Raw genomic sequence first — 19,891 nt, 5'->3', positions numbered from 1 at the left:
AGCCCGATAATATCGGGCTTTTTATCTACTTCTATAGATTAATCTGTGTCATTACAGTTAGAACTTATTCCATATGGACTGTTAGGTGGTGGAGAAGCCTCATCAACTAAATCAGCAGCTGCAACTGGTAAAGAGAATTCTTGGCTCTCTGATGATTCACTTCCAGCAGATTCTGCATCAACCGAAATATCTACGTCTACCCATGCTCCGAATTGTTTCGCGTACAATATATTAATCAAGGTTTGACCGTTATCATCTGTGGTACTTTTAGAAGGGATACTTGCCACGTTTCCAGGTGTTAGCAGTCCGTCCTTATTAGAATCTTCACCCTCATCAAATATTCCGTCATCATTGGAATCTTCACCCTCGTCGAATATTCCGTTATTGTTGGCATCTTCACCCACATCCAGTATTCCGTTACCATCGATATCTTCATTAGGGCAGGTAGCTGTGATGACTTGTAACCAAATATCGTTATCTTCGTCATAACTCCAGTAACCTTTACGAAATTCGCCCTCATCAGAAAATTTCACTGGAGGTGCAGAAAAAGTCATAAGCGCATTAGGTACAGGATTTGAGTCTGGATCAGTCACAAAAACTGAGAACTCTTTTGAGTAAGAAGATTGCTCAGATTCTTCAATTAAACGTCCAGTTCCAATCGAAATATCAAAAGCCCTGTCGCCAACAGTCAAACTTGTAAAATTACTGACAGTGGGAGTATCAGCTACAGTTGCGTAAACTTTAACGGCCTCAAAACTACTGACTGCGTTGGAGGTGTAAACTGTTGATGCTATGCCGCTTCTATTAGTTGTTGATTGATTCGGTGATATGGTGCCGCCACTGACATCATCCACTACAAAATTAATAACTTTACCTTTGACTAGGTTACCATTTGGATCGCGTACCACTGAAGTAATAGTAATGGTTTGGCCGCTTGGGGCAACAGAGTCGGGAGTACCATCAACAATAATGTTATCTGCAATTGTTGCGACAAATTCCACTAAAGTTCTGGCATTCACTTCATTGCCCTCTGCATCTAATCCTGTTGCAGTGATTGAAGCAAAACCAGCATTGTTAGATTGAATAAAAAATGCCACGTTACCTTCACTATCAGTAATATCCGTTGCTACGTCCACTCGACCTCTTGAAGAAGTAAGCGTGACGGTTCCATTAGCAAACGCACTACCATTTTTTAACCACTTTACAGTCAATTCAGTTGGAGTATAAAGGTAAACTTCGACTGCTTCCTCATCGGTGGCTTCATCTACAAAAGAAAAATCATCTTCTTGAACTATTATAGGAAAATCAAATACTGAATTTAGCGCTCTAGCAGTCACAGTATCTGACCCTGACACATCACCGCTGTAGTTAACCGTTATTTGCCCTTCAGAAGAAGTAAATAGACTGGTCTCGCTCAATTGCCCATTAATTGCAATCAGGCTAACCTCCTGATTTGCAATACCACTTCCGTCTGAATCTACCAAACTGATGGTTAAAGGAACGGGATCATTTAAAATCGCGGATGATGATCCATTGATATTTATCTGTGTGCCCACAACTTGAACATCTAATATTTGAGAGAAAGTCGCAGTAATAGCGGTCACCTCAATAGTACGGTTTTCTTGGTTATTTTGGGTAGAAAGAGTAGCTCTAGCAATACCATCAACACCAGTTACCGCAACACTTCCACCGTTTTCAAGTTGCAGACTTGCACCAGCATTAGCGGAAAAGGTCACATCAACCCCTTCAAGCAGTACGTTATTTGCATCTTTTACTAAAGCGATGAGTTCAATATCATCGGAGCCACTAGAGGCTAGTTGAGTGGAGCTGCCAAACAAATCCAATGATGCAGGTTGTTCACCTATGAGTGTTGTTCCAGCTGAATTAAAAGTAGTCGTTGCTTCTTCTCCTGAACTGAGAGTAGCTACTATTTCCCCAGCGCCAGAGTTTGCACCAACGATTATTTGAATAGTTGCCACACCATTTGCATCAGTAGAAGCGGTGCCTGCATCATTGCCATAATCAGCCAACCCTTCAGGTTGGAACCTATATGTAATCAAAGTAGAAGTAACTGGATCACCATTTGAATCAGTCACAGTAGCACTGAGCGTTAAAGGATTGGATTCACTGAGTGATGTTGATGGCTGTCCATTAACATCAGTAAAAGCCAGCGTGATACTTCTTGTGACCGTAACTGTTCCACCTACAATAGTTCCGCCGTTTGTACTATCATCACGGGAAAGGCTCCCGCCGCCTCCACATGAAAAAAGGCTCAGTAAAGCCAAAAATCCAAACAGCGTTCTAAAACGTAAAATCATAATCCTTTCCTATACACATGAGCCATATTGTGATGGCAAATTCACTTTAACAGTTCAGCTTGACCGACAATCTTGCTAACCTAGGTTCAGGTTATACAAGATAACCAAATTCAATAGCACTAATACCCGCGACTTTTAACAATAATAAAGCTTAGGATTCCCATGACCACATCTACAAACGTGTCATCACAAAAACCCGATTCACAAAAACTCGGACTCACCGCTCGGATCTTTATCGGCATGATAACCGGAATAATTATCGGAGCTTTATTACAATGGTTGTTTGATGATAGCGGAGATTTTTCTTTTAATGTATTCGGCTTGCATGTTTCAACGTATGCACTTTTGATCGAAGGTATATTTAATATAGTGGGTAGTATCTTTATCGCCAGCTTAAAAATGTTGGTTGTACCTTTGGTGTTTGTTTCTTTGGTGTGTGGCACATCAAGTTTGTCTGATCCTTCCAAGCTCGGTCGATTAGGCGGAAAATCGATACTTTTATATGTAGTCACTACAGCCATTGCCATCAGTTTAGCCGTCTCATTTGCATTATTAGTGGCACCCGGTGAAGGCTTAAACTTAACAACCGAATCTACTTATGTAGCAAAAGAGGCCCCTTCCTTAGGTCAAGTCATCATTAATATGATGCCAACCAACCCCATCAATGCCATGGCCGAAGGCAACATGTTACAAATCATTGTGTTTGCTGTCTTATTTGGTATCGCGATGGCAATGACAGGAGATACGGGTAAAAGGCTGACCGCAGTTTTTGAAGACCTAAGTACAGTGATTATGAAACTTGTCACTATTTTAATGAATCTTGCACCATATGGTGTATTTGTTTTGATGGCCAAATTGTTTGCTACCATTGGTTTTGAAACTATTGCCAGCCTATTAAAATATTTTTTATTGGTTGTGTTTGTATTGTTCGTTCACGCGTTTGTCTCATATCCTATTATTTTAAAAGTACTCAGTGGCTTAAGCCCGATAGTCTTATTTAGAAAAATGCGTGATGCTGCCATATTTGCATTTAGCACCTCGAGCAGTAGCGCAACGTTACCGATAACCATGGAAACTGCGATTAAAAAGCTAGGGGTTAAGCGCTCTGTTGCTTCTTTTACGATCCCTCTTGGCTCTACGATTAACATGGACGGCACCGCTATTATGCAAGGTGTAGCCACGGTATTCATCGCCCAGGTTTACTCTGTAGATTTAAGCTTGGGTGATTATATGATGGTCATTCTCACTGCAACACTTGCTTCCATTGGTACTGCAGGTGTGCCAGGCGTTGGCCTTATTATGCTTGCCATGGTTTTACAGCAAGTTAACTTACCTGTTGAAGGCATAGCGCTTATTATTGGTGTGGACAGGTTGTTAGACATGACCCGAACAGCCGTTAATGTGACAGGTGACTGTATGGTGGCTTGTATCGTGGGTAAAAGTGAGAATGAATTAGATATTCATGTATACAACGACCCAGATGCAGGCTTAAAAGACGAGGAAGTCGATTTTGAACATCTAGATAAAAACAGTTAATAAACCCAAAGCGTTAATTCATATTTAACAACGCACTAGGCTTCATTGTATATGAGCGAATGCTAATGTCATTCGGTCATATACAATCGGTTCAAAGATTTAACGAATGCATATTCACACTATTTTGGGTGAATAATAGCTGATAAATAAAAGACTAATCCAAATCTTCCATCGGCCACAGTGCTATATAATCTTCAAATTGCTCTAAATCAACGTCATGGTCAGCAACAGTTTTGCCCCTTACGGACATGCCTGCTTTATGCATTACGGATTTTTTGCCTTTATTTAACAATGGATGCCAAGTGGGTAAGCCCCTATCTTCGTAAAGTCTGCGATAACTACAACTGTGAGGCATAAAAAAGATGTCTTGAAGATTGTCTTTGGTAAGCTTGACACATTCTGGTACCAAAGTAGTTCGCTCAGCGTATCGCGAACATGCGCACGTTTTGGTGTTTAGTAATCCACATGCAATATTAGTGTAGTGAATTTTTTCACCCTGTTGAATATGGCTTGTAGGCGCCGCTTCAGTGACTGCGTCATCATCAATGAACTTGTGTAAACAACATTTTGCACAGCCATCACAAATGCCTTCCCACTGTTTCTCAGTCATATTTTCAAGGGTAGTGGTTTCCCAATATTTATCCATGCCAGTACCTATCTTCATTTTTCATTAACGTTCCTCTCGTACTTTATCAAACAATAACCAAAGCATAGCATCACTGCATGTTTCGAAATTTTTAATCGTCAAAGATAGGTTTTCGGCGAGTCCTTCGATTATATTATGCACATTGAGTTCCGATTTGATGATCATTGCGATTTTTAGACTACTAAGCCAATCATTCTCTTGGGTGGTTATCATCAATTGAGCTATTTCTTGGTTGGAGCAGAGGATTTTAAATATTGTACAATCTAGCACTATATTTTTTACTTGATTTTTACAATAGTTTTTAACATATGTTCAAGATCGAGAACGTCAACAACTTCGCCAAAAGCCTCGCAAATCAATATTTTATTCGCTGGATCTGTTATAAATTCAAAAGAAAATTTCATTATTTATACAACAATTGTCCTAATTGAAAAGTGCCCATTCAATTCGATTGTTAGCTGATCATCAACTGATAAAGCCGCCACGCCTGTTGGTGTGCCTGTCATGACTATGTCCCCAGGTAGAAGAGTAAAGGTATTAGAAATATTTACTAGTAGTTTTAATATAGGGAACAACATCTCTTGGCTATTGCCTTGTTGCCTTATCTCATCATTCACATTCAAACTGAAGTCTATACTAGATAAAGGTCCCATTTTGTCCTTCACCACAAATTGCGACATAGGACAGCTGTGGTCAAACGCTTTTGCACGTTCCCATGGGTGGCCTTGCTTTTTTAATGCGCTTTGTACATCCCTTAACGTTAGATCTAAACCTAAACCTATGCCCCAGATTGCAGCCTCTGCATCTTTTATTGAGGAATGGCAGAGTCTGCTATTAATCAAAACAGCGACTTCCAACTCATTATGACAAGGACCTAAATTTTTAGGGATTAAAACAGGTCTATTTAAAGCAGATAATGCTGTAGAAGGTTTAATAAACAACAATGGCTCACTGGGCACATCATTATCTAATTCTTTTATGTGTTGCAGATAATTACGGCCAACACAGACCACTTTACCCACTGGCAAGTCAATGGTTTTGCCATCAATATCAATATGTTTATATTCAAACAACGCTTCAGGATCCTTTTTTAATACGATCAGACAAATAACTCACTGATACACCAAAGTAACTGGAACGATTCCACTTCATTAGAGTATGAAAATTTTCGTAGACTAGATAAATACGCCCAGTTTTACCGTCAGGGGCAATAAGCGATCCTTTGATTGGTAAGTTAGGCAAATTCCGGCCATCATAACGTCTAACCCCCAACCCATGCCAATCAGCTAACAATCGCTTTGATGAAGATTTAAGACCCGCCAAACTAAAATCAAAATCATCAGGTACTGAGACCTGGCGTCCCCATGTAATGTGGTTACTCCAACCCTCAGATTTTAAGAAGTTAGCAATTGAGGCGAACACATCAGCTTTATTATTCCATATATCTTTGCGACCATCGTTATCAAAATCTATTGCATAGTCTAAAAACGAAGTAGGCATAAATTGACTCTGCCCCATAGCTCCAGCCCATGAGCCAACAAAATTACCAAGCTCAACATGGCCTTGCTGTAGAATTTTTAAGGCGGCAAATAACTGTTTTTTAAACATGGCCTCTCGCCTGCCGTCATATGCCAAGGTTACTAATGAGTTAATCACTGAGTGCTTACCCATAATATTGCCAAAGTTACTCTCGTTGCCCCATAACGCCACGATAAAACGCTTTTGCACACCAAACTGTTGCTCGACTTGGTCTAATAATACTTGGTGTTGCGCCATTAAATCGACAGCTTTTTTAACTTTCCAATCTGGTACTCGTGTGGCCAAATATTTATCTAAAGTTAATTTTCTTTCAGGTTGATTTTTGTCAGCTGTGACTGTTTTCTTACGGTAGCTAACCCCTTCAAACACTTGGTCAACAAACTCAGAGGTGTAACCTTGTTCAATGGCTTGTAACTTTAAGTCAACCAAGTACTGCTCAAAGGAAGGTTTGGCACTTAAAAATTGGCTGACTAAAAGTAACAACATAGACAACAATATATAGTTAAATTTCATAGCCATTAGTCGACGTTCTGTTGTTGAAGGTGAATTTTCAATAAATTTTCAGTTGGTGGGGGCAGCTGCAAATAAAACCCCTTTATTTTAAGCTCAGTTCGCAACTTATGAATATCTACTCTGGCCAGTTCACGGTCTTTTTTAAGTGGCATTATCATTAAGAAAACAGGTGTACCAAATGTTTTTAATAATGCTTCAGGCACCTTAGAAAAGTCGTCCCTGCCAGGCACATATAAATAAGTTTCTTGTTTTTTACTGCTTTTATATACCGCACATAACATTATGAAATTTCCTTAAGCAGTTCACTCGATAAATTTAATCCTTCAATTTTAACCAGTTCATGCACAAAAAGTGCTCGTCTCCAATTACTCAACAAATCAGGTTGTAGACCCATGTCTCGAGTTTCATCCTGATTAAACCAGCACCATTTAAGTAATTGATTAATTTGTTTTTTGGAACCGACTAATTCAGGCGGAATAGCATGTTTTTCAGCAATCTCTAAACATAATTTTTTAACGCTAGCGGCAGTGTTTTTATAATTTTCGATATCATTTAGTCGTTTTACCTTTGGCGGGTAAGCATTTTCACTTACGTTTTGGCAATCGGCCACAATGGATAACAGTGCATCACCGTGGATCCGTACTTCGTGAGGGTTCACTCCTGGAATTGAGCGTAATTCATTTTTACTAGTAGGTTGCAGCATGGCAATAGAAAGTAAATTTTCTTCTCGCACTACGAAGTTTAGCGCCATATCACACAGTCTTGCAGTAGATGTGCGCCAAGCAGCCAATTTTTTTAAAATCATCACTGCTTTACTTGATAGTTTCCAATTATTTTTAATGGTTAAATACACTGAGTCTAAAGGTAAGAGCGTTTGTTTTTTTACTGATAGATGCGCAATTTCTGAATACACCCAAGATAGTTTATCTTGTTCTATTACACGAGCTTTCAGCTCCGGGTAAAGCTGAAATAAATACAACACATCTTTAGCCGCATAGTCACATTGCTCAATACGTAAAGGTCGAGCTAACCAATCAGTTCGTGACTCGCCCTTATCAACTGTCACTTCAAGCATTATTTCCACTAACTTGGCATAACCCAAAGCAGGACCCATACCCACAATGCTGGCAGCAAATTGGCTATCAAAAATCGGGCTAGGCATCACTTTAAACGCATGCCAAAAGGTTTCTAAGTCTTCAGAGCAAGAATGCAAAACTTTGACCACATTAGGATTAGTCAACAATGCCGTCAAACTTGAAAAGTCATCAATCGCTAACGGATCGACTAAAACTAGTTGTTTGCCATCATAAATCTGAATTAGCCCCAGTTGAGGATACAAGGTCCGTGTGCGAACAAACTCGGTATCTACTGCTATGGCTTCTACTTGACTGGCTTGATGACAAAAATCTGCGAGTTCTTGGTTACTGGTTATAAAGTTGTATTGCATGGATTTCCAAATTAGTGGTCACAAGACCCATAAAAAAACCGGCTAATGCCGGCTTTTACATAAGTGTAAAATAATTAGGCTATTTATCTCTTAACTCTCTGCGCAGTATCTTACCAACATTACTTTTAGGAAGCTCGTCTGTGAACTCAACTTTTTTCGGTATTTTATAACCGGTTAAGTGTATACGGCAATGTTCAATCACGTCTTTTTCAGATAAGTTCTCATGTTTACGCACCACCACTAATTTCACAATTTCGCCAGAAACCTCGTGTGGCACTCCGATTGCGGCCGCCTCTACGATGTCATCGTGCATAGCGGCAACTTCCTCAATCTCATTTGGAAAGACATTAAAACCTGAAACTAAAATCATGTCTTTTTTGCGATCGACTATATAAAAGTAACCATCTTCATCACATATTGCTATATCACCCGTGGCTAACCAACCGTCAACAATCATTTCTGCAGTTGCATCAGGGCGATTAAGATAACCTTTCATCACCTGTGGCCCCTTAACGAGCATTTCACCCGGTTCGCCTAGTGGAACTTCGTTTCCTTCTTCATCTACTAGTTTTATATCGGTTGAAGGAACTGGCATACCAATAGAGCCTTTATAGGCTTCAAGTTGTGGCGGGTTTACTGTCACAGTTGGGCAACATTCTGTTAATCCATAACCTTCGAGCAAAACAAGTCCGGTCGTTTTTTGCCAGCGTTCAGCTACTGGTCTCTGAACTGCTGCACCACCACCCAAGGCAAATTTTAATCGACTAAAGTCCAAATCAGCAAAGCCGGGGGTGTTAAGCAATCCATTAAATAATGTATTAACACCAGTAATAACAGTGAAAGGATACTTGGCCATCTCAGCCACAAAGCCCGGCATATCACGAGGGTTGGTGATCAACAAATTAGGACAACCAAATTTAACAAAGGTCAGGCAATTACCTTGTAAAGCAAATATATGATACAGAGGTAAAGCCGTGACGACTAACTCTTTACCCGTCTCAACTATATTTTCTAAGATAGTGGAGGTTTGCTCCAAATTTGCCACTATATTTCTATGAGTAAGCATGGCTCCTTTAGACAAACCTGTAGTGCCACCTGTATATTGTAAAAACGCTAAATCTTCGCCCGTCACCTCGGGGCGCTGATAAGATTGACTATGGCCTTGCTTAAGCGCTTTTAAAAATTTTATCGCATGAGGTAAATTATAAGCAGGGATCATTTTTTTGACATGTTTGATCACCAGGTTGGTGACGACTTTTTTAAGTGGATTTAACATGTCACCAAGTGAGGTTAATAATACGATATCTAGCGCGGTATCTTTAATGACTTCACTCAAGGTACAGGCAAAATTTTCAACAATAATAATTGCTTTTGCGTTTGAGTCTGTTAATTGATGTTGCAACTCTCTGGGGGTATATAGAGGATTCACATTTACCACTGTCATACCTGCGCGAAGTATGCCAAAAAGGGCCACGGGGTATTGAATGAGGTTAGGCATCATAATTGCCACCGCATCACCCTTTTTTAACCCAGAATTTTGTAAATATGCTGCGAAGTCACGAGAAAGCGTATCCAACTCGGCAAAAGTAATACTTTTACCCATATTGATGTAACTGACATTTGCTGAATATTTTTCAATGGATTGTTCAAAAATGTCTACTATAGATGAATAACGATCAGGATCGATATCGGCAGGAACCCTAGGGTCATAATTATTCAACCAGATTTTTTCCATTGTGCCTCCAGGCCGTTGGTTTTAAGCTAATACTTTGATGAAGTCGCAAAAATCAACATATTATTATTATTGTAATAGAATATGAAAATGTCCTTTGATTCTACCTAAAGCTTTAGCAAAGATAAATCAACAAATGATTTACAACTTAGACCAGTTCCATTTCAGCTTAAAAATTCTACAATTTTTTCTGCTACGGACTGAGGATTGTCCATATGTAAGTGATGATGCCCTTCACATTCGGCTACTGTTAAGTCTTCAACCCACTCCAACCTATTTTGAACGATGGTGCGCATCGACTCGTAACCTTGTGAACCTGTTATCACTAACGTGGGACATTTAATATTACGCACAAAAGCTTCAGCTTGGGGTTCTGTCATTCTAAGAGATGAAAAGGTGCGTAGACGTCTATCTGTAGTAAAAAATAACTTATCATTTTCCACACGGATATTACGCGATATCAATAATCTAGCTGACCCTAATGTGATATCCCCGACCTTTGCTCTGGCTTCCACCGTTCGCTCAATACTACTGGGATGTTTTGCTTCACTTTGCTGGGTTTTTAGCCTGCTTAGAATTGAGTCCCTGAGTTGGGATGGACTATTTTGAGTATCCTTGGTCATAGGCCCAAAAGACTCAATTGAAATAAGTTTGCTGACATGTTCAGGAAAACAACTGGTATAAATAGTTGAAATAATGCCGCCCATTGAGTGCCCCATTAATATAAAAGACTGCCAACCTTGGGACTCTATCAACTCATGTAAATCGTAGGCAAAATCAATAAGATGATAATGAGCACCGTTACTACGATGCGAAGACAACCCATGACCAGTAATGTCTAATGCCAAAATATAATAATCGCTTAGGTACTCAGCAATAGGCTGAAAACTTAAAGCATTGTCTAACCAACCATGCAATGCCAAAATCATAGGTTTGCTATGATCACCATAACCGACACCACGAAGGGTAATATTTGCAAGAGGGAATTCAAGGTCTTGTTGCACAAATCTTCCTTTTTTAAACTACAAATTTTAAACACAAAAAAGCGGCAATATTTTGCCGCTTATTCAGCGATAAATTGCCGGCTTGGCATGTGGTTACCGCTATCTTTCAATTCTTTTTATATTGACAGGTTTAGGATAACTCGTCGCACCGCTTGGGCGAGATGACTTAATTTTATGATTGTTATTTCCACCCGAACTACGAATAATTACATTTCTACGGTAGTGTCGCGGGTAGTTCCAATTTTGGTACCCTGAGTTCCAATAGCGATATGGCCATAATTGCACCCCGCTAACATCAATACGTTGCACGTTTTTCCATAAATAATAAGAATTAACAGATGCTGTTGGAAATACGTAGTCATGCTCACCAACTAAACCTTTTTCTAAACCATTTAACTGTGCAGTAAATGTCATCAAACGTCCCACTTGATAAACCATAGGATCCATAAAGCCATTTACCCGAACACGAAAACGTCCCATGCTCTCCTCACCTGAAACCGGACGACCATAACCGTTTAATGGATAATAAACCATTTCAAAAACAGTATAATCAGGCTTGTTTTCGACTTTTGCGATAGCCCCTCCCCATCGCAACGTCTTGTTTTTAACTTCTTCGGCCTTTGAAGCGGCATCCTCATAAGAGATTAATTGGGTAGTATCATCAAGCTGAAGCTTGTCAGGAAATGTTGAACAGCCAACCAGAAACAAAGTGATTAATATAGTACATATGCGAATATTCATAATTTTCCTCAGATAGATCAAACAAGATATGTTTATCTGTTATTTTATTTATAGTAACTGAACAGCTACTGAATTTTGAGTTTATATTTATATCTATTAGAAGGAAGAATAGATCAAACGAAGGTATCAACACCCAATAATAATTGAATGCCCTGCCGTTGCTGCTCCTTATCCATGCTTTGATAAGCAGCAATGGCTGCCTTTTCATTTAAACTATTGCTAGAAAGAGAGTCAGTTTGTTGCTTAAATGAGGCTGCTTTTTCAAGCGTCTCACTGTCACCCTTGCGGATAATAGAAATTTGAGCATTTTGCAGATTCTCATCATGGCCTTTATCTGACTTTATTTCACGAGGCTTATCCCGGGATGAACGGGCGATATCAGATGCTTTTAATAAAGATAGTGAATCTATACTCAACAACTTTTCCTAATCACAGAACAAATGCCAACAAACTTTTAGTGCCAATGTAATACAAGAATCTACCGCTAATGTAATACAAGAATCATTCCAAATTATTCTATCCAGTATTTACTCGCGTCCTGGTAATTTTTTCCAGGTCACTTTGTCACGTAAATAAACGGGTTGGATGTCCTCTACTTCGACAGCCTGACCTGCAGCGATTAAGGCTTTAGCTAAGGGCAACATATACAACGCATTTGGATATAAAACAGCGGTTAGCACCTTGACCTTAGACGCCGTATTTAATTCTGAATATGCCTGCCACCCAGTTCCAACACCGGCCATTGAAGAGTTATCTTTGAGCAGCAAAGCGGCATCCTGTGGTGGTATCACTTGTTCTTCGCCAATCAAAGTCATGATGTTATTTTGAAGTTGATACTGGCCAAAGTACACTTCAGACATACGAGCATCTATTGCTGCAGTTACCTGTTCTGTTTGGTTTTCTGCGTAACCTTGCTGTGCCATAGCCGCTAAAGTTGATATACCCACCACTTTATGTCCAGTTCCGAGTGCTAATCCCTGCAACACCCCAGTCGCAATCCGCACCCCGGTAAAACTTCCGGGACCGCGACCAAAGGCTAAATAGTCTAAGTCTTGAAGTGTTACGTTTGCTTCTTTTAATACCTCATCAATCATTGGCAATATTCGTTGACTGTGTTGCTGTGGGCAAATTTCGAAACGCTTAAAAATTTGATCGTTGACCTCAAGGGCAACTGAACATGCCTCGGTCGCAGTATCGATAATTAAAATATTCATGATTGAATCTCAACTTCATCTTTATCGCTGTGAATATTGTGTAAAAAATCCACTGCTTTTTGTAAGTCACGGGTGCGATGCATATCTGGCAAACTCCCCATAAAAATTTTTCCATAATCTTTAGTAACCAATCGGTTATCGCATATGACTAATACACCTTTATCAGTCTCGTCACGTATTAGGCGCCCTGCCCCTTGTTTTAAGGCAATAGCGGCTTGGGGGATTTGTAACTGTACAAAAGGGTTACCACCACTTTTACGGCAATCTTCGATCCTTGCCTGTAGTAACGGATCGTCTGGTGACGCGAAAGGTAATTTATCAATTAACACACAAGTCAAATCGTCGCCTCGAACATCCACGCCTTCCCAAAATGCCCCGGTGCCCAATAACACGGCATCCTTATTCTCTATGTAACTTTCCAGCAATGCGCGCTTGGTCGTAGATCCCTGAACTAAAATAGGGTTATCGATTTTATCTTCTAGCTGACTAGCAATAGCATTAAGTGTGGCATGACTCGTAAATAATAAAAAACACCTACCACGACTGGCTTTAACCAATTTAATAGAAATATCTAATAGAGTGGCGCGCATTTCTCGAGCGTTAGGCTCTGGCAAGAAACGCGGCACACATAACATGGCTTGATTAGGGTAATCAAAAGGGCTATCCAAAGACAAAGTCGTTGCATTGTCTAATCCCATCTGACGTTGAAAATGGGTAAAAGCGCCATCAACCATCAAGGTGGCCGAGGTAAAGACCCAACTGCGTTTTGGCTCAGCGATAAAATCGGCAAATTTTTTCGAGATACTTAATGGTGTCAAATGCAAGACTATATGCCGCATCGTGGTCTCATACCAAAGGCTCACACCTAACTGCGTAGTATCGGTTAAACGTGCTAACTTACCTCTAGATTCTGACACTCGCTCAAAGATGGTATCAAGGTCTTTATCACGGCCAACATGTAATTTTAGTACTTCGTACAACACATTGAGGCTATCAGTTAACTTACTGATTTGAGTTTGTACATCGTCTCGAGACAACATTTGACGCCAATTGCCCTTGGCGGGATTTTCAGGGAATAGAATGCGAAGATCTGCGGCAATCATTTTGCATTTTTCAGCAGCACTTTGTAATTGTTTAGCGTCTTTAAGTACAGTGCGATACACCACTTCGACGTCGCGGCTGATGTCCAGCATTTGTCTGCTTGAAAATGTCTCACCAAAATACTCACTAGCAATGTCAGGTATTTGATGGGCTTCATCAAATACGACTAGGTCAGCCTCAGGAATAAGCTCACCAAAGCCGGTATCTTTTAAAGCCATATCAGCAAAAAACAAATGGTGATTAACCACAACAACATCAGCATCAAGTGCTTTACGACGTGCTTTGACCAAATAACAGTCTTCATAGTCTGGGCAATCTTTACCCAAACAGTTATCTGCTGTAGAAGTGACAAAAGGCAACACCTTAGCATCTTCTGCCAACGATCTCATATCACCCATATCGCCAGTTTTAGTACTTGAAGCCCATACCCTGACTTGAGTGAGTTCGGTCAGTGTTTGTCTATCAACTAGCGTGCTGTTTCCACCATGTTGTCTTAACCGATGCAAACACAAATAGTTAGCACGGCCTTTTAACAAAGCCGTCTTACTATTTGAACCCAGGGCTTTCTTTATCAGAGGTAAGTCACGATAAAAAAGCTGCTCCTGCAGATTTTTAGTCCCAGTGGAGACAATAGTTTTTCTTTCAGATAATAATGCAGGGGCTAAATAAGCAAAGGTTTTACCTGTTCCAGTACCAGCTTCAACAATAAGAGCGGCTTTATTTTTGATAGTACTTTCAACGGCAACAGCCATATCAGTTTGTGCTTGGCGCGGAACAAACCCGTCGATAGCCTCAGATAATTTGCCATCGACAGCAAACAAAGATGATGTTTTGGACATAACGCCTTAATAAATGATGAAGAGTAATAAACGTAGAGTGAGATTATGCCAAAAAGCATGACAACTAACGAGTGAAAAGTTGTTGATTATAAAACACAACTTCACTTGCCTATTTTGGTTTTCATGTTATTTTTTCCGTAAAATATCATAAAGCCCTTTAAAGAGTCCTAAACATGCCAAAAGCCAGTGAAATTAAAAAGAATGCAGCCGTTGAATATAATGGCAAAACTTATATTGTTAAAGACATCAATAAAATGACACCAAGCGGTCGTGCTGGAGCCAGTTTATATAGAATGCGTTTGTATGAAGTGGGCACAGGTGCAAAGGCAGATGAAAGTTTTAAAGCCGATGAAATACTCAATTTAGTCGATTTCCACCGTAATAAAGTGAGTTTTTCCTATGTTGATGGCGACGAGTATGTGTTTATGGATGACGAAGACTATTCACCATACTCATTAAACTCAGACACCATCAGTGAAGAATTACCTTTTATCACCGAAGATACTAAAGGCCTGCAAATTTTATTAGTGGAAGGAAAACCAGTGGGCGTTGAACTACCAGCTTCTGTCGACTTGCTTATCACTGAAACCGACCCTTCTATAAAAGGTGCATCGGCCAGCGCTCGCACAAAACCCGCCACATTAGCCACAGGATTAGTGGTTCAAGTACCTGAATACATAGCTTCTGGTGAAAAAATCAAAGTCAACACATCAGAAAGTAAATTTATGGGTCGCGCAGACTCATAAGGCTAAAATTATACACCACATAGGAAAAGGAGCGCTACCCAGAAGAAAAAATGGATTAAAACTAAAATATTTTTTTGCTTTTCTCTATGCTCTCTTTTCCCTCGGTGGTTTAAAATATTTTTTATCTTTAAAATTAACACTAAAGCACTATTTTTAGTATTAGTTTTCTTTATCTGTTTTCTTATGCAGGCTGATCACGACTGACTTGTATGCGGGGGTATTACTTTTATCTGCGACACTACTCAGGGGGATCAAGTCATTGGTTTCAGGATAATAAGCGGCTGCACACCCTCGAGGTATGCCATATTCCACCAGGGTAAAATCGTCTGCGGTTCTAGTGTGTATCTTTTCGTTTTGCCAATGGCTGTGAATATCTATTTGTTGCCCAGCCTGTAAGCCTAAATCTATTAAATCTTCTGCATTCACAAAAATAACTCGGCGGCTACCATGAATACCACGATATCTATCATTGTTAGTGTATACAGTAGTATTAAATTGGTCGTGACTACGAATAGTCATCATTAATAAACAGCCCGCTGGCACATGCACAGACTCTATATCATGCACTATAAAATTTGCTTTTCCGCTGGCAGTTACAAACTTACGCTCATCTCTAACCACATTAGGCAATTCAAATTCGCCAAATTCTTCGATTCGTTGATTAAAACGTTCAAAGTCAGGTATTACCTGGGCAATTCCGTCACGGATTAATCGGTAGTCTGCCTTCATCTGCAGCCAGTTAATCTGGCTATTCGGCAACGTTAACGTAGCTAAATCAGCTACAATCGCCACTTCACTTTTGAGTAAATTAGATGCAGGTGGAATTTTTCCGTGAGACGTTTGCACTACGCCCATAGAATTTTCTACGGTAACTGTTTGAATACCAGATGTTTGTTGATCAAGTTCAGTTCGTCCTAGCGCTGGCAAAATCAACGCGTTTTTACCTGTGTACAAATGTGATTGATTTAATTTAGTCGAAACTTGAACAGTAAGTTCACAATTAGCCAAAGCCTGCTTAGTCGCTGTATGGTCTGGTGTGGCTCGGTAAAAATTACCACCTAGTGCAAACAATACTTTAACCTGCCCTTTCGCCATTGCTTGAATAGTTTCTATAGTGTCGTAGCCAGGCTCTCTTGGCACTTCAAAATCATACGTTTGCTGCAAAGCATCTAAAAAAGCAGTTGACGGTTTCTCCCAAATTCCCATAGTGCGATCACCTTGCACATTACTGTGCCCTCGCACTGGACATACACCCGCGCCAGGTTTACCCAGATTGCCCTGCAACATTAAAAAATTGGTCATCAACTGAACATTAGCCACCGCATTTTTATGTTGAGTCATACCCATAGCCCAGCAACAAATAGTCTTCTTCGAGGCACAAGCGATATCAGCGGCTTGATTAATTTGGTTTTGCGTTAATCCACTATGCTGTTCAATATGAGTCCAAGAAGTGTCAAGCATGTTCTGTTCAAAAGCAGTAAAACCATGGCAATATTCTGCGATAAACCCATGATCTAAAACATCTTGCCCAGCTGCATCTCTTTCAATTAATGCTTTACACAATCCTTTAAGAAAAGCCACGTCACCGTTTATTTTCACTGGCAAATACAAATCCCGTAACGCAGTACCCGCACCAATAAGACCCTCCGCTTCTTGTGGGTTTTTAAAACGTTTTAAACCCGCTTCATCTAACGGATTAATAGCGACAATTTTAGCACCTTGACGTTTAGCGGCTTGTAGTGAAGTCAGCATTCGTGGGTGGTTTGATCCGGGATTTTGCCCAAAAATAAAAATAGCTTCGCTATTTTCTAAATCGTGTAATGACACCGTACCTTTACTCACACCGATGGTTTCAGTTAATCCAACACCGCTGGACTCATGACACATGTTTGAACAATCGGGTAAATTATTAGTACCAAATTGACGAACAAATAACTGATACAAAAACGCAGCTTCATTACTGGTGCGCCCAGATGTATAAAAGGCAGCATGGTTGGGTGAGTCGAGTTGACTTAAATTTTTTGCAATCAGTTCGAGGGCATCTGACCAACTGATGGGTTGATAATGTTTAGCACCTTCAGCTAGAAATAACGGTTCAACTAAACGTCCTTGATCATTTAACCAACGATCAGACTTGTATTTTAAATCTTCAATACTATGTTGCTCAAAAAATGCTGATGTTGCCCGTTTTGACGTGGCTTCATCTGCTATGGCTTTGGCGCCATTTTCACAAAATTCAAAGGTCGAACGCTTTAATAAGGGATCTGGCCAAGCACAACCGGGACAGTCAAAGCCTTCAATTTGATTGAGTTGAGTGAGTAATCTAGTACCTTTAATGGGACCAACTTTAGTACTGACATTTTTATATGCAGACACAACAGCCGTTAACCCTGCTGCCCAGTCTTTTTGTTTGGTTACTTGCAAGTTTTTTACTTCAATAGTGTTTTTTGTCATCTAAATTTCCTCTAACTCAGAATATACAGCAGCGCCCAGCACCACTATTATTATGACTATCGTTGTTAATTTTGCTGTAGATAAAAAATTAGTGCCCCAAGACTTTTGCAGGATTAATTCTCGCGGCTTTTATTGCTGGATAAAGTGTGGCTAAAATGCTCAAAACTATAGCAATGAGAGCGGTAAAATAAACTTCATTCCAGTTTAATTCTGAAGGCAAAAAATTAATAAAATAAACATCGCCTGATAAGAATTGTACACCTAACAAATCTTCAATAAAACTCGCAATAGCGGCTAAATTAGTCGCCGCCAAAACCCCAAATATTACGCCTACTATTGTGCCAATCAGGCCATTAAATGTACCTTGTAACATGAAAACTGAAATAATCAGGCTGTTTTTTGCCCCCATACTTTTAAGCATCGCAATTTCGCTTTGCTTTTCGTTAACCGCCATCACTAGGGTAGAAACAATGTTAAAACACGCCACGGCGATGACCAAACTTAATGCGATATACACCACCGCCCTCACCAACTGAATATCTTGATACAGATTGCCATCGTTAATAGTCCAATCCGACATATATACTTCAGGTGTTAATTTATAGCCAATTTCACGTGTTAATTCCCTTGCACTAAAAGCATCTCGATATCTTAAACGTATTCCCTGGGCACCATACTTAATATTTTGTGCCTGTGCAGCCAGAGACATATGCATATAGCCAATATGATTACTCAGTTCACCGCCCATATCTAAACTGGCAATGATATTTAGTCGCAGAGTTTTTGGGGCACTTAAACTAAAATCTTCTGATAGCTGAGGCAATAAAATTTGTACTTTATCACCGACTACCAAATCTAACTTTTGCATCAAGCCGATGCCTAACATAGTGGCGTTTTCATCTAATTGAAATTGCTGCCATTGTTCGCTTGAAACTAAACTTGGGATAACACCATCAGATGCATAAAGGGGATCTAAGGCGGTCATCTCAACCGCCTTCATGTTATTGCCTTTTTGCAACATTCCCGTGGCGTTTACATAAGGTTCGACAAAAATCACTTCGGGGTGATGCTGCAAAGCTTCTACTTCTGCAGGCCAGTTTTCAATGCCACTGGCATAAACAGATTTAAATTCTGCATGGGGAATAACAGACAACAAACGATCTTTTAATTCTTTTTCAAAACCGTTCATTACCGACAACAACAGGATCAGCACAAAACACCCTAAGCCAATCCCAAAAGTTGAAGAAGCCGAAATAAATGATATAAAACCATTCTGGCGTTTATTTGAACGGAAACGCCACGCTAACAACCACACCAAATGCACTAGATAGTGCCCTTTATATCGTTTGTTAAAATGTCTATTGTTTCAGTGGATGCATCACTCAAGCAGCCGTCGATTAAGTGTAAAGAGCGGTCTAATCTTTTAGCCAATTGAGTATCATGGGTCACCACCACAAAGCTGGTATGCATTTGCTCGCGTAAGTCACTGAGTAACTGGTAAATACTTTCACCGGTTTTTTGATCTAGGTTGCCTGTCGGTTCGTCTGCAAGTATTAATTTGGGTTGGGTCACCAAAGCTCTGGCAATAGCCACACGTTGCCGTTCACCACCCGATAATTCAGCAGGTTTATGTTTGTATCGGTGAGATAACCCGACCTTATCCAACATAGCCATGGCTGACTCATTTGCTTGTTTAATAGCTTTTTTAGCTATTAATAGAGGCATAGCGACGTTTTCTAACGCACTAAACTCGGGTAATAAATGATGGAACTGATAAACAAAACCAAGGGATTGATTACGAAATTGAGCTTGTTGATTGCTGCTAAAAGTAAATATGTCTTGTTGTTCAAACGTCACTTGCCCTGAGGTAGGTTTATCTAGAGCCCCTAGCAAGTGTAATAAGGTACTTTTACCCGAGCCTGAACTGCCTACAATGGCAACTTGCTCGGCTTTATTAATAGAAAAATTGATGTTTTTAAGCACCTTAACCCTGTTTTCTCCATCGTTATATTCTTTGGACAGATTGGTACATTTGAGTAACTCACTCATAATCAGCATATT

18 protein-coding genes are annotated in these 19,891 nt (G+C 39.9%); 2 read left to right on the top strand and 16 right to left on the bottom strand.

Annotated elements, in window-relative coordinates; genetic code table 11:
* Positions 1 to 38: 38 nt before the first annotated feature.
* Positions 39 to 2,318 (bottom strand): Ig-like domain-containing protein, encoded by a 2,280-nt coding sequence (locus tag C427_RS11390; RefSeq protein ID WP_007635407.1) that lies wholly within the window; start codon positions 2,316 to 2,318, stop codon positions 39 to 41.
* 162 nt (positions 2,319 to 2,480) lie between these two features.
* Between C427_RS11390 and C427_RS11385 the strand changes: the two genes are divergently transcribed.
* Positions 2,481 to 3,854 (top strand): dicarboxylate/amino acid:cation symporter, encoded by a 1,374-nt coding sequence (locus C427_RS11385; protein ID WP_007635406.1) that lies wholly within the window; start codon positions 2,481 to 2,483, stop codon positions 3,852 to 3,854.
* A gap of 154 nt (positions 3,855 to 4,008) precedes the next feature.
* Here C427_RS11385 and C427_RS11380 read toward each other — a convergent pair whose 3' ends face one another.
* The 12 genes from C427_RS11380 to C427_RS11325 form a co-directional block, all read right to left on the bottom strand.
* A complete protein-coding gene (locus C427_RS11380) occupies positions 4,009 to 4,500 on the bottom strand; it encodes a YcgN family cysteine cluster protein (protein WP_007635405.1) in 492 nt (163 codons plus the stop codon).
* A 24-nt stretch (positions 4,501 to 4,524) separates the two neighbouring features.
* On the bottom strand, positions 4,525 to 4,713 hold the full coding sequence (locus C427_RS11375) for a hypothetical protein (protein WP_007635404.1): 189 nt from the start codon (positions 4,711 to 4,713) through the stop codon (positions 4,525 to 4,527).
* 194 nt (positions 4,714 to 4,907) lie between these two features.
* Positions 4,908 to 5,573, bottom strand: coding sequence for a fumarylacetoacetate hydrolase family protein (locus C427_RS11370; protein WP_007635401.1), 666 nt, complete (start codon positions 5,571 to 5,573; stop codon positions 4,908 to 4,910).
* 4 nt (positions 5,574 to 5,577) lie between these two features.
* Entirely contained in the window at positions 5,578 to 6,558 is a 981-nt protein-coding gene (locus C427_RS11365; protein WP_007635399.1) for a lytic murein transglycosylase, read from the bottom strand.
* Positions 6,558 to 6,833, bottom strand: a complete 276-nt coding sequence (locus tag C427_RS11360) for a YcgL domain-containing protein (protein ID WP_007635397.1) — start codon at positions 6,831 to 6,833, stop codon at positions 6,558 to 6,560. The genes C427_RS11365 and C427_RS11360 overlap by 1 nt, the downstream gene beginning before the upstream one ends.
* Positions 6,833 to 7,999, bottom strand: a complete 1,167-nt coding sequence (gene rnd, locus C427_RS11355) for a ribonuclease D (protein WP_007635396.1) — start codon at positions 7,997 to 7,999, stop codon at positions 6,833 to 6,835. The genes C427_RS11360 and rnd overlap by 1 nt, the downstream gene beginning before the upstream one ends.
* 79 nt (positions 8,000 to 8,078) lie before the next feature.
* A complete protein-coding gene (gene fadD / locus C427_RS11350; protein ID WP_007635389.1) occupies positions 8,079 to 9,734 on the bottom strand; it encodes a long-chain-fatty-acid--CoA ligase FadD in 1,656 nt (551 codons plus the stop codon).
* A gap of 161 nt (positions 9,735 to 9,895) precedes the next feature.
* A complete protein-coding gene (locus tag C427_RS11345) occupies positions 9,896 to 10,735 on the bottom strand; it encodes an alpha/beta fold hydrolase (protein WP_007635388.1) in 840 nt (279 codons plus the stop codon).
* A gap of 99 nt (positions 10,736 to 10,834) precedes the next feature.
* Positions 10,835 to 11,476 (bottom strand): Slp family lipoprotein, encoded by a 642-nt coding sequence (locus tag C427_RS11340; protein WP_007635387.1) that lies wholly within the window; start codon positions 11,474 to 11,476, stop codon positions 10,835 to 10,837.
* 113 nt (positions 11,477 to 11,589) lie between these two features.
* On the bottom strand, positions 11,590 to 11,892 hold the full coding sequence (locus C427_RS11335) for a hypothetical protein (RefSeq protein WP_007635386.1): 303 nt from the start codon (positions 11,890 to 11,892) through the stop codon (positions 11,590 to 11,592).
* Between the two features lie 111 nt (positions 11,893 to 12,003).
* Positions 12,004 to 12,690, bottom strand: a complete 687-nt coding sequence (gene tsaB / locus C427_RS11330; RefSeq protein ID WP_007635385.1) for a tRNA (adenosine(37)-N6)-threonylcarbamoyltransferase complex dimerization subunit type 1 TsaB — start codon at positions 12,688 to 12,690, stop codon at positions 12,004 to 12,006.
* Positions 12,687 to 14,630, bottom strand: a complete 1,944-nt coding sequence (locus C427_RS11325) for an ATP-dependent DNA helicase (RefSeq protein ID WP_007635384.1) — start codon at positions 14,628 to 14,630, stop codon at positions 12,687 to 12,689. The genes tsaB and C427_RS11325 overlap by 4 nt, the downstream gene beginning before the upstream one ends.
* Before the next feature lie 173 nt (positions 14,631 to 14,803).
* On the opposite strand from C427_RS11325, the gene efpL reads away from it, so the two are divergent.
* Positions 14,804 to 15,376 carry an elongation factor P-like protein EfpL gene (efpL, locus tag C427_RS11320; RefSeq protein WP_007635380.1) on the top strand — a complete coding sequence of 191 codons (573 nt, stop codon included), beginning with the start codon at positions 14,804 to 14,806 and terminating at the stop codon, positions 15,374 to 15,376.
* A 159-nt stretch (positions 15,377 to 15,535) separates the two neighbouring features.
* Here efpL and C427_RS11315 read toward each other — a convergent pair whose 3' ends face one another.
* From C427_RS11315 to lolD, 3 genes are all read right to left on the bottom strand, one after another.
* Positions 15,536 to 17,830 (bottom strand): FdhF/YdeP family oxidoreductase, encoded by a 2,295-nt coding sequence (locus C427_RS11315; RefSeq protein ID WP_007635379.1) that lies wholly within the window; start codon positions 17,828 to 17,830, stop codon positions 15,536 to 15,538.
* 88 nt (positions 17,831 to 17,918) lie between these two features.
* Positions 17,919 to 19,154 carry a lipoprotein-releasing ABC transporter permease subunit gene (locus C427_RS11310; RefSeq protein WP_007635378.1) on the bottom strand — a complete coding sequence of 412 codons (1,236 nt, stop codon included), beginning with the start codon at positions 19,152 to 19,154 and terminating at the stop codon, positions 17,919 to 17,921.
* Positions 19,154 to 19,879, bottom strand: coding sequence for a lipoprotein-releasing ABC transporter ATP-binding protein LolD (gene lolD / locus C427_RS11305; RefSeq protein ID WP_007635376.1), 726 nt, complete (start codon positions 19,877 to 19,879; stop codon positions 19,154 to 19,156). Before lolD ends, C427_RS11310 begins: the two co-directional genes overlap by 1 nt.
* Positions 19,880 to 19,891: the final 12 nt, after the last annotated feature.

Origin of the sequence: Paraglaciecola psychrophila 170 (genome assembly GCF_000347635.1) — a bacterium.
Lineage (GTDB): Bacteria > Pseudomonadota > Gammaproteobacteria > Enterobacterales > Alteromonadaceae > Paraglaciecola > Paraglaciecola psychrophila.
Note: the sequence above shows the minus strand (reverse complement) of the source record. Positions and strands in the feature narration are given on the sequence as shown.